Source organism: Amycolatopsis sp. WAC 04182, assembly GCF_003947465.1.
Taxonomy (GTDB): Bacteria; Actinomycetota; Actinomycetes; order Mycobacteriales; family Pseudonocardiaceae; genus Amycolatopsis.
Genome location: NZ_QHJJ01000005.1, coordinates 667887 through 679198, shown reverse-complemented (window position 1 = coordinate 679198; position 11312 = coordinate 667887). Strand labels below are relative to the sequence as shown.

Here is an 11312-nt window from a genome sequence, read left to right as displayed (position 1 = left end):
TCACCCGTTCGCCACTAATCCACCCCGAAAGGCTTCATCGTTCGACTTGCATGTGTTAAGCACGCCGCCAGCGTTCGTCCTGAGCCAGGATCAAACTCTCCAACAATGTCAAATTTGATCGAGGCAATTTAATGCTCTCAAAGGAACCCCAAAACGAGGTTCAAATACATAAGCTCTACTGGCTTAGTTCACTAGCACACTGTTGAGTTCTCAAGCAACACGCTTTGTTTCAAAGCGATATTCACAAGCTTTTGGTCGAGCATGCCGAATCCTACGCTGTTAGTCGTAGGGGGTCGGCGGCCGCTCGTGGGCCGACGCTGAACATTACCTGGTCCGGTTCGCGGTGTCAACCCGCTCGGCCCTGGTTCCTTGCCTCGGGGCTTTCGGCCCCGGCGGCCCGGTGTTCCTGGCGACGAAGAGAAGATTACATGCCCCGGAACCCCCTGAAAACAGGGGGGTCACTTAACGACATCGCCGCAGGTCAGACGGTGTGAACCACCCTCATCCGACGGTCTTCAGGTAGCGGGGCGGTTTGCGGGCGGGCGCGAGGCGCTCGAAGTCGGCCGCGTAGGCGAGCACTCGGGCGTCCGTCCACTGCCCCGCCATGAACGAGACACCGACCGGGAGCTCGCCGACGAACCCGGCGGGCACGGTCACCGCGGGGTAGCCCGAGACCGCGGCCGGCGTCGACGACGGGATCACGTCGTTGTCGCCGGTCTTGCAGTCGGTCTTCCAGGCGGGCGGGTTCGTGGGCGCGGCGATCGCGTCGAGGCGGTGCTTCGCGAGGGTTTCGTCGATCGAGCGTTTCGCCAGATCGGTGAGCTCGCGGCGCATCGCCTGGTAGCCGGGATCGGAAGGGCCGGGCGCGGCGAGCGCCTGTTCGAAGAGTTCCTGCCCGGCGAAGCAGGTCTGCTCCAGCGGGTCCGACCGGTTGTACTCGATGAGCGCGGCGAGGTCTCGCGGACCTTCCGGGCGCGTGGCCAGGTAGCGATCGATGTCCCGGTGGAACTCGGTGAGCAGCGCCGGGAACTCCAGTTCGCCCAGCCTGGCCTGGTACGGCGGCGTCACCTCGACAACTTCGGCACCGGCCTTGACCAGCGAATTCCGGGTCTTCTCCATGACGGCGTCGACATCCGGGCCGAGGACGGGCAGGCGCCAGAGACCGATCCGGGAGCCCTTCAGCACGCCGGGCCGGAGGTGCGCGGCGTAGTCGGTCGGCTGATTCGGCGGGTACGCGCCGGTGGCCGGGTCGCTCGGGTCGCGGCCCTGCAGCGCGGAAAGAGTGAGCGCGACGTCGACGACGTGCCTGGCCATCGGGCCGGCGGTGTCCTGTTCGGCCGAGATCGGCACCACTCCGGTGCGGCTGACCAGGCCGAGGCTCGGTTTGTGCCCCACCGTCGCGGTCATCCCGGCCGGGCAGACGATCGAGCCGTCGGTCTCACTGCCGATCGCCACCTGGGCGAGTGACGCGGCGACACCCGCGGCGGATCCGGCGGACGACCCACACGGGTTGCGGTCGAGCACGTACGGGTTGTTCGTCTGCCCGCCGACACCCGACCACCCGGAAGTGGGTTTGGCGGCGCGGAAGTTCGCCCATTCGGACAGGTTCGCCTTGCCGAGGACGACCGCGCCCGCGTCACGCAGACGGCGGATCAGGGTCGCGTCCTTCGCGGGCTTGCTGCGCAGCGCGCGCGACCCCGCCGTCGTCTGCATGGAGCGGGTGTCGACGTTGTCCTTCACCAGGACGGGGATGCCGTCCAGCGGTCCGCGGGTCTTGCCGGCGCGACGCCGGACGTCGCTCTCCGCGGCTTGCGCGATCGCGGCCGGATTGACCGCGATGACCGCGTTCACCTTGCGGTCGACCTTGTGGATGCGGTCGAGATACGCCGAGGTCAGGCCGACCGCGGTCAGCCGTCCGGAGGACATTCGGGCCTGGAGCGCGGGGATGTCGGCGGAGTCGAGATCGAGTGGCTTCCCGGTGGCGGATGCCGCCGGCGCGGCACTCACCGCGATGGCCGCGGCGACCACTGTCGTCAGAACTCGGAACACCGGTCGCCGCACCATCAGGTCTCCTTCGTCTAGAGAACCGGAAGCAGGGTCCGCAGCTCGTACGGGGTCACCGCGCTGCGGTAGTTATCCCATTCAACACGTTTGTTACGCAGGAAGAAGTCGTAAACGTGCTCTCCGAGCGCTTCGGGCAGAAGTTCCGATTTCTCCATCTCCGCCAGCGCCTCCCCCAGGTTCTGCGGGAGCTGGGCATATCCGGCGGCGCGGCGCTCGGCGTCCGAGAGCTGCCAGATGTTGTCCTCGGCGGGAGGCGGGAGCTCGTAGCCCTTCTCGATGCCCTTGAGCCCGGCGGCCAGGATCACCGAGTACGCCAGATAGGGGTTGCACGCGGAGTCGAGTGTGCGGATCTCCACGCGGCGTGACGACGCCTTGCCCGGCGAGTACATCGGCACCCTGACCAGCGCGGAGCGGTTGGCGCGGCCCCACGAAACGGTCGTCGGGGCCTCGCTGCCGCTGATCAGGCGTTTGTAGGAGTTCACCCATTGGTTGGTGACCGCCGAGATCTCCTTCGCGTGGTGCAGCAGCCCCGCCACGAAAGCTTTACCCGTCGCCGACAACTCGTACGGGTCTTCCGCGTCGTAGAAGGCGTTGCGATCACCCTCGAACAGGCTCACGTGGGTGTGCATCCCGGAGCCCGGCTGGTTGGTGAACGGCTTCGGCATGAACGTCGCGCGGACGCCCTGCGTGAGCGCGACCTCCTTGACGACGTAGCGGAAGGTCATCACGTTGTCGGCCATGGTCAGCGCGTCGGCGTACCGGAGGTCGATCTCCTGCTGACCGGGCGCGCCCTCGTGGTGGCTGAACTCGACCGAGATCCCCATCGCCTCGAGCGTCTCGATGGCGTGGCGGCGGAAGTGGGTCGCCGTGGCGTGGCTGGCCTGGTCGAAGTAGCCGCCGTTGTCCGCGGGCTCGGGCTCGCTGCCGTCGTCCGGCAGGCTGGCGAGCAGGAAGAACTCGATTTCGGGGTGGACGTAGCAGGTGAAACCCGCTTCGCCCGCCTTCGAGAGCTGCCTGCGCAGGACGTGCCGGGGGTCCGCCCAGGACGGGGAGCCGTCCGGCATCGCGATGTCGCAGAACATGCGCGCCGAGTACGGGCCGCCGTCCGGGGTCTCCCACGGCAGCACCTGGAACGTGGCCGGGTCGGGCTTCGCGACCATGTCGGACTCGTAGACCCGGGCGAATCCTTCGATGGCCGATCCGTCGAAGCCGATCCCCTCGCTGAAGGCGCCCTCGAGTTCGGCGGGCGCCACCGCGACGGACTTGAGGAACCCCAGCACATCCGTGAACCAGAGCCTGACGAAACGGATGTCGCGCTCTTCCAAGGTACGGAGCACGAACTCCTGCTGGCGATCCATGGCCGCACCCTAACGAGAACGTGTTAACGACATGTTTCGCGACGCGCCGATCGACCGGAAGTGGTGGATCATCCGACGAGGACCGGTTCGGGTTTGGCCGCCTTGGTGATCGCCAGCGAAGCGACCGAAGCGATCACAGCGAGGCTCGCCGCGATGTACCAAGCGAGCGCGTAGCTGCCCGATGAATCGCGGATCGCGCCGGCGCCGAAGGCCGCGAGACCGGCCCCGAGCTGGTGACTCGCGAAGACCCAGCCGAAGACGATCGGCCCGGCGGCGCCGTATTGCCGGACACAGAGCGCGACCGTGGGCGGAACCGTCGCCACCCAGTCGAGCCCGTAGAAGATGATGAACGCCCACATACTCGGTTCCACCGTTCCGCTCAGCAGTTGCGGGAGCAGAGCGAGCGAAACGCCGCGAAGGGCGTAATAGACGCCGAGGAGGATCCGCGGATCGACGCGGTCGGTGAGCCAGCCGGAGGCGATCGTGCCGACGACGTCGAAGATCCCGACGAGGGCGAGCAGCCCGGCGGCGGTCGTCTGCGGCATGCCGTGGTCGTGCGCCGCGGGCACGAAGTGGGTGCTGACCAGGCCGTTCGTCGTGGCGCCGCAGATCGCGAAGCCGACGGCGAGCAGCCAGAACGTCCTCGTGCGTGCCGCCGAGCCGAGCACCGAGAGCGCGCGGCGGACGGAACCACCCGTGCGGGCGACAGGGGCGTCTTCGCCGGGCTTCGCGCCGTAAGCGGTCATTCCGACGTCGGACGGGTGATCGCGAACCACCAGGAGGACGACGGGCACGACGGCCAGTGCGGCGATGGCGATGACGAGCGACGCCGTCCGCCAGCCTTCGTCGACGGCGAGGTTCGCCACGATCGGCAGGAAGATCAGCTGGCCGGTGGCGCCCGCCGCGGTGAGGACCCCGGTGACGACGCCGCGGCTGCGGACGAACCAGCGGGCGGCGACCGTCGCGGCGAAACTCATCGCCATCGAGCCGGTGCCGACGCCGACCAGGACGCCCCAGCAGAGGATGAGCTGCCAGCTCGCGTCCATGAACACCGTGCCGCCCGCGCCGATCGCGACGACGAACAACGCCGTCGAGGCGACGCGCCGCATGCCGAAGCGCTCCATGAGAGCCGCGGCGAAGGGCGAGAAGAGACCGTAGAGGACGAGGTTCACGGAGACTGCCGACGCGATCGTCGCGCGCGACCAGCCGAACTCGTTGTGAAGCGGGTCGATGAGCACGCCGGGAGCCGCGCGGAAACCGGCGGCGGCGAGCAGGGCGATGAATGCGGCAGCGGCGACGAACCACGCGCGGTGGAGCCGGGTCTCGGATTGCACGGGTACAGCGTCACGGGCGGCGGCGCTCGGCGAAAGCGGCCGGAAGGACACTGTGCGAAAGATTCGGGCCAAGCCATAGGCTTCGGTCATGCGCTGCCGTCACCTCGTGCCGGCGCTGCTGCTCACGATCGGGCTCATCGGCGGCTGCGCGGGGTCTCCCCCGCTGCCGCCTGCCCAGGATTACGTGAGCGCGGCGGCCGACTCCCTCGTCTCGTTGCGCAGCGTGCGGTTCACGCTCGGGGTGAACGGCGTCGTCACCGGCCTGCCCGTGCGTGGGCTCGACGGCGAAGTCAGTCTGGAGGGTGGCGCGGCCGGTAATGCCGACCTGCAGGACGACTTCGAACGGATGAAGGTCAAGTACCGGCTGTCCGGATCGGAGATCACGCTCAGCGGGCCTCACGGGGAGCGCGTGATTCCGGCTTCGGCGTCGTACACGCCCGAAGCGATGCTCGGGCCTGAAGGCGGGCTTCGGCGACTGCTGACCGGGGCGACCGAGCTGAAGGGCGAGCGGTGGGAGCGGGTGCAGGACACCGAGTCGTTCCGGATCGCCGCGAAGGTGCCGGCCGCGGTGATCGGCGGGATCGTGCCGGAGATCAAGTCGGACGTCGTCGTGAAGCTGTGGATTTCGAAGGACGAGCCGCGGCGGCTGGTGCGGGTGTGGCTGCAGGTGCCGCCGTCGAGTCCAGAGGATTTCGCGGTGATGCTGGAACTGGCGTTGACCAGGCATAACGCGGTGGTCGTCGGCGCAGGGCGGTAGCAAAGGTCCCTTGCTCCCCCGCTAGGAGCAGCGGGTGTCGGGGGCGGGTAATTCGCCGTCGGTCAGGTAGGCGATGCCGGCTTTGTCGACGCACTCGTTCCCCTCGAGGAAGACCGTGTGCTGCGCTCCCTCGAACGTGAGCAAAGCTCCCTTGAGGTCCTCCGCGAGGTTCACGCCGGACGCGTACGGGGTCGCAGGATCGTCGGTGGTCGAGATGACCAGGGGCTTCGGCAGGCCGTCGATGTCCGGCTTGTGCACCTCCGAGGTGGCGGGCACGGGCCACACCGAACAGATGTCGAGCTCGCTCATGTCCGGGGTGCCACCGGCGAGGAACGGCGCGCCCTGGAGCATCCGCTGGTGGGCGCCTTCGATGACCCGCCTGTCGGCGATCCGAGTGCTGTCGACGCAGCGGACCGCGAAATACACGTCGAGGATGCCGGTGTACCGGCCGTCCGTCTCGCGGCCGTAGTAGTTGTCCGCGAGCGCGACCAGGGTTTTGCCGCTTCCCCGTTTCAGCTCGGCGAGCCCTTCGTTGAGGAACTTCCACGCGTCCTGCGAGTACAGCGCGGCGCTGGTCCCGGTGATGGCGTCCTCGAACGAGAGCTTGCGGGCCCCCGCGGGCACCGGTTCGGTGATCAGCGGCCGGACCAGATCCTGGAATGCCTTCGTCACCGCGCTCGCGTCACGGCCCAGCGCGCAGTCTTCGCGCGCGGCGCACCACTTGCCGAATTCGGCGAACGTGTTCTGGAAGCCGGCCATCTGCGTGACCAGCGACTCGGCGGTGTCGAGTTCGGGGTCGACCGCGCCGTCGAGGAGCGACGCGCGCACCTTGTCCGGATAGGCCTCGGCGTAAGCGGTCCCGATCTGCGTGCCGTAGGAAAAGCCCAGGTAGGTGAGCTTCTCGTCGCCGAGGGCCGAGCGCAGGACGTCGAGATCGCGGACGACGTCCCTGGTGCCGATGTTGGCGAGTAGCTCTTTGCCGTGCTTCGTGCGCTCGGCGCACTTCGCGGCGTACGCCCTGGCGTCGGTGAGTTGCTTCGCGATCCCGCCGGGTGTCGAGTCGCTTTCCGAATCCTCCGCGCGGTCCGCGTCGCGTTCGGCGTCGGTGAGGCAGACGAGTTTCGGTTCGCTGGTCCCCACCCCGCGCGGATCGAAGCCGACGATGTCGAAGCGTTCGGCCAGCGCCGCCGCGGGCCGGGACTTCGCGATCCGCGCCGCGGCCGAGACGCCCGAGCCACCGGGGCCGCCCGGATTGAGCACGAGGGAACCGATCCGCCTGCCGGTGTTCTTCGTCTTGTGCCGGAGGACGCCGATCGAGATCGTCTCGCCGTCCGGCTTCAGGTAGTCGAGCGGCACGGTGAGCTTCGCGCAGTCGAACGCCTTGTCCGCGGAGGACTCACATGCGCCCCACGCCAGCTCTTGCTGAGTGAACTTCTCGAGCGCCTTCGGGTCCGGCGTCGGTGAAGCGGTGGTCGTCGGAGACGCCGTCGGCGCGGGCTGTGGCTGCTGCGTCGTGCACGAGGCGACCAGCACGGCGACGACGAGCACGGCCGGGACGCGGCGAAGGCTCATCTCGCGATCTTCGCAGCGTCCCGGCCGCTCATGGCCCTTCGCGCCGAACTCGTTACTTGGCGGCGCAGCGCGTGCCCTCGTCCGGCAGGGTGCCGTTCACCAGGTAATCGATGCCGATCTGGTCGACGCACGACACGCCCTGGAGGAACACGGTGTGCTGGTTGCCCTCGAACGTGAGCAAAGCTCCCTTGATCGCTTTCGCGAGGTTGACGCCCGCCTGGTAGGGGGTCGCCGGGTCGTTCGTCGTCGAGATGACCAGCGTCTTCGGCAGTCCTTCGACGTTCGGCTGGTGCGGCTCGGACGTGTTCGGCACCGGCCAGAAGGCGCAGGCGTCACGCGCGGAACCGTCCGGCCTCCCGTCGTCGAGGAACGGCGCCGCCTCCGCGTACCGCTTCTGCGCGTCGAGGATCTTCGCCTGATCGGTGACCCGCGGGTCGTCGACGCAGCGGATCGCGACGAACGCGTCCTGCGTTGTCCCGTAACGGCCGTCGGCGCCGCGTTCGTTGTACAGATCGGCCAGTTTCTCCAGGCCGTCGCCGCGCTGGCGCTTCAGGTCGTTGAGCGCGGTGTTCAGCGGTTCCCAGAGATCTTCCTGGTAGAGGGCCTGTATCACGCCAGTCGTCGCGTCCTCGTACGACAGTTTCCGGCCGTCGCTGACCGGCACCGGGAAGTCGATCAGCGGGCGCACCAGATCCTGGAAGGCCTTCGTCACGCCGGCGGCGTCACGCCCGAGGGCGCAGTCCTCACGCGCGGCGCACCAGTTCGAGAACTCCCCGAACGCCTTGCCGAAGCCCTGTCCCTGCCCGACCAGCGACTCCACCGCGTCCTGCTCCGGGTCGACGGCCCCGTCGAGCACCAAGGCGCGGACGTTCGCCGGGAACGCCTCGGCGTAGGCGGAGCCGATCCGCGTCCCGTAGGAGTAACCGAGGTAGCTCAGCTTCGGCTCGCCGAGGACCGAGCGCAGGATGTCCATGTCCTTGACGACGTCACGCGTGCCCAGGTTCGCGAGCATCGCGGCGCCGTGTTCGGTCCGCTCGGCGCATTTCGCGGCGAAATCCTGGGACTCGGTCTCCTGCTTTTTCACTCCCTCGGGTGAGCCGTCGGTCTCGCTGTCGTCCGCGCGGTCCGCGTCGCGTTCGGCGTCGGTCAGGCAGCGGACCTGCGGCTGGCTCGCGCCGATCCCGCGCGGGTCGAAACCGACCATGTCGAAGCGTTTTCCCAGCTCGTTCGTCGCCGTCCGGGAGGCGAGACCGGCCGCGGCCTGCATCCCCGAGGCGCCGGGACCGCCGGGATTGACCACGAGCGCGCCAATCCTTTCGTCGGTTTCCAGCGCCTTCCGGCGCAGCAGGCCGAGCGTGATCGAGTCGCCTTCGGGTTTCGCGTAATCGAGCGGGACGGTCAGCCGGGCACACTGTGCGTCCTTCACCCGAAACGCCGCTTTCGCGTCATCGGATGTCGCGTAGGGTGCACAGTCGGCCCAGGTCAGGCTCTGTCCGTAGAACTTATCGAGTCCGGCGGGCACTGGTCCGGTCGGAGCGTGCGATTCGGTGGCCGGAGGCGGCGGCTGGGTTCTACCCTCTCCCGACGAGCACGCGGCGACGGTGACCGCGAGCAGGCCGGACAGCGTGATCGCGGCGAATCGACGGGCACGGGACCTGGCGCTGACATGAGTGGACACGGTTGGATCGTGCCATCGGCCGTGGAACTCGGCCGCACCACCACTGCGTTGGTGGTACGGGTGCGGACGGCAGAAAGAACAGACGGGAGCACAGGGGTGGCAGCACTGATCAGCCGGGTGGGCAAGAAGCTGCGCCGGATCATCCAGCGGCCGGGCAGCGTCGAGCTGACCCGCTACGAAGCGCTGCTGCCGGCCATCGAGAAGCTCGAGCCCGAGTTGGAAAAGCTTTCCGACGAGGAGCTGACAGAGCGGGCCGGCAAGCTTCGGGACGCGGCTTCCTTCGGCAACGACCAGCTGATCGAGGTATGCGCGCTCGGTCGCGAGGCCGCGCGGCGAGCGCTCGGCGAGCGTGCCTTCGACGTCCAGCTGCTGGGCACGATGGGCCTGCTCAGCGGGCATATCGTGCAGATGGAGACCGGTGAGGGCAAGACGCTGGCGGGTGCGCTGGCCGGCGCCGGGTACGCCCTGCGCGGGAAGCACGTCCACGTCGTCACGGTGAACGACTACCTCGCCCGCCGCGACGCGGAGTGGATGGGCCCGATCTACGACCTGCTCGGCGTCTCCGTCGGCTGGGTCGAGCCCGCGCACTCCCGCGAGGAGCGCCGCGAGGCGTACGCGAAGGAGGTCACGTACGGCGCCGTCAGCGAGATCGGCTTCGACGTGCTGCGCGACCGGCTGGTGACCCGCGAGGAGGACCTGGTCCAGCGCGAGCCCGAGGTCGCGATCGTCGACGAGGCGGACTCCGTGCTGGTCGACGAGGCCCGCGTGCCGCTGGTGATGGCGGGGTCGATCGACCACACCGACGCCGACGAAGAGGTCGCGAACATCGTCCGTCGGCTGCGGCTCGGGCTGCACTACGAGACCGACGCCGACGGCCGCAACGCCTGGCTGACCAAGGCGGGCGCTTCGGTGGTCGAGAAGGCGCTCGGCGACGACATCAACCTCTACGACGAGACGGGTTCGGACCGGCTGCCCGCGGTGAACGTGGCGCTGCACGCGCACGCGCTGCTCACCCGCGACGTCGACTACCTCGTGCGCGACGGGAAGGTGCAGCTCATCAACGCCGCGCGTGGCCGCGTCGCCGAACTGCAGCGCTGGCCGGACGGCCTCCAGGCCGCCGTCGAAGCGAAAGAACAGGTCAAGGCGACCGACCGCGGCGAAATCCTCGACTCGATCACCGTGCAGGCGCTGCTCGCGCGGTACCCGGAGGTCGCGGGAATGACCGGTACCGCGGTCGCGGTCGCCGAGCAGCTGCGTGAGTTCTACAAGCTCGAGGTCGCGGTCATCCCGCCGAACACGCCGAACATCCGTGAGGACCAGGAGGACCGGATCTTCGGATCGCCGTCGCAGAAGCTGCGCGCGATCGAGGAGGAGATCCGGCGAGTGCACGAGACCGGGCGGCCGATCCTCGTCGGCACCCAGGACGTCGCCGAATCCGAAGAGCTGGCCGAGAAGCTGGCGAAGGTCGACCTCGAATGCGTCGTGCTCAATGCGCGTAACGACGCCGAGGAAGCCGCGATCATCGCCGACGCCGGCAAGAAGGGCGCGGTCACCGTCTCGACCCAGATGGCGGGCCGGGGTACCGACATCCGGCTGGGCGGCAAGGACGGCGAGGGCCGCGAAGAGGTCGTCGAGCTGGGCGGCCTGCACGTGATCGGCACCGCCCGCTACCCGTCGAGCAGGCTGGACGGCCAGCTGCGCGGCCGGTCCGGACGCCAGGGCGACCCGGGCAGTGCGGTGTTCTTCGCCAGCTTGAACGACGAGCTCGTGCTGTCGAACGCGCCGGACATCCCCGAGGGCATCAGCTCGGACGTGGGCAGCGGCGAGATCGTCGACCCGGCGGCGCTGCGGCAGATCAACCACGCGCAGCGCGTCGCCGAGGGCGTCGACCTGGAGATCCACCGGAACACGTGGCGCTACACGCGGCTGATCGAGCGGCAGCGCGGCGAGCTGCTGGAGCACCGGGACAAGGTGCTGCGGACGAAGCACGCGGCGGAGGTGCTGGAGAAGGCGCACCCGGAGAAGTTCAAGGAGCTTTCGGAAGCCGTCGACGACGAGGCCCGCGTCGAGCAGTTGTGCCGGGAGGTGCTGCTGTTCCACATCGACCAGCTATGGTCCGACCACCTGGCGTTCCTGACCGACGTGCGGGAGAGCATCCACCTGCGGGCGCTGGCGCGGGAGACGCCGATCGACGAGTTCCACCGCGCGGCGATCCCCGAGTTCCACAAGATCATCCCGGAGGCGGCCGAGCGGGCGGCGAAGACGCTCGAGGAAGCCGAGATCACCGAGAACGGGATCGACCTCGGTGACGCGGGCGTGCGGCGGGCGAACACGACGTGGACTTACCTGGTGCACGACAACCCGTTCGACTCCGACTTCGAGCAGACCATCAAGAAGGTGCGGAGCATGATCAAGCGCAAGTAGCGCGCGGGGAGCGGGGGACCTTTGCTGTCACTCTCTTTTGGAGAGCGACAGCAAAGGTCCCCCGCTCTCTTTTCGCCTCGGACGGACCCAGGTGGGCGATTCGGCACATCCGGTCGTCCCTGCGG

At 68.5% G+C, this 11312-nt stretch carries 7 protein-coding genes and 1 rRNA gene; 2 read left to right on the top strand and 6 right to left on the bottom strand.

Translation table 11 applies throughout. The features are described 5' to 3' along the window. The 4 genes from DMH01_RS29275 to DMH01_RS29260 all read right to left on the bottom strand — a co-directional run. Positions 1-106: ribosomal RNA gene (locus DMH01_RS29275) — 16S ribosomal RNA — on the bottom strand; the annotation flags it as partial. A gap of 395 nt (positions 107-501) precedes the next feature. After that, positions 502-2064, bottom strand: coding sequence for an amidase (locus DMH01_RS29270; protein WP_125680379.1), 1563 nt, complete (start codon positions 2062-2064; stop codon positions 502-504). A gap of 14 nt (positions 2065-2078) precedes the next feature. Next, positions 2079-3422, bottom strand: a complete 1344-nt coding sequence (gene glnA / locus DMH01_RS29265) for a type I glutamate--ammonia ligase (protein ID WP_007035311.1) — start codon at positions 3420-3422, stop codon at positions 2079-2081. A gap of 68 nt (positions 3423-3490) precedes the next feature. Then, positions 3491-4756 (bottom strand): MFS transporter, encoded by a 1266-nt coding sequence (locus tag DMH01_RS29260; RefSeq protein WP_125680378.1) that lies wholly within the window; start codon positions 4754-4756, stop codon positions 3491-3493. 88 nt (positions 4757-4844) lie between these two features. Here DMH01_RS29260 and DMH01_RS29255 point away from each other — a divergent pair, with 88 nt between their 5' ends. Continuing rightward, a complete protein-coding gene (locus DMH01_RS29255; protein ID WP_125680377.1) occupies positions 4845-5513 on the top strand; it encodes an LppX_LprAFG lipoprotein in 669 nt (222 codons plus the stop codon). A gap of 21 nt (positions 5514-5534) precedes the next feature. Here DMH01_RS29255 and DMH01_RS29250 read toward each other — a convergent pair whose 3' ends face one another. After that, complete coding sequence (locus tag DMH01_RS29250) at positions 5535-7085, bottom strand: alpha/beta hydrolase (protein ID WP_125680376.1); 1551 nt, start codon at positions 7083-7085, stop codon at positions 5535-5537. A gap of 52 nt (positions 7086-7137) precedes the next feature. Next, positions 7138-8709: an alpha/beta hydrolase gene (locus DMH01_RS29245; protein ID WP_199745679.1), complete on the bottom strand. Its 1572-nt coding sequence runs from the start codon at positions 8707-8709 to the stop codon at positions 7138-7140. Positions 8710-8859: 150 nt separating this feature from the next. On the opposite strand from DMH01_RS29245, the gene secA2 reads away from it, so the two are divergent. Beyond that, entirely contained in the window at positions 8860-11187 is a 2328-nt protein-coding gene (gene secA2 / locus DMH01_RS29240) for an accessory Sec system translocase SecA2 (RefSeq protein WP_125680375.1), read from the top strand. Positions 11188-11312 lie beyond the last annotated feature (125 nt).

Excerpts from the sequence above, each read along its gene's own strand:
- DMH01_RS29270 (WP_125680379.1), bottom strand. The coding sequence starts at position 2,064 with ATGGTGCGGCGACCGGTGTTCCGAGTTCTGACGACAGTGGTCGCCGCG.
- glnA (WP_007035311.1), bottom strand. The coding sequence starts at position 3,422 with ATGGATCGCCAGCAGGAGTTCGTGCTCCGTACCTTGGAAGAGCGCGAC.
- DMH01_RS29255 (WP_125680377.1), top strand. The coding sequence starts at position 4,845 with ATGCGCTGCCGTCACCTCGTGCCGGCGCTGCTGCTCACGATCGGGCTC.
- DMH01_RS29250 (WP_125680376.1), bottom strand. The coding sequence starts at position 7,085 with ATGAGCCTTCGCCGCGTCCCGGCCGTGCTCGTCGTCGCCGTGCTGGTC.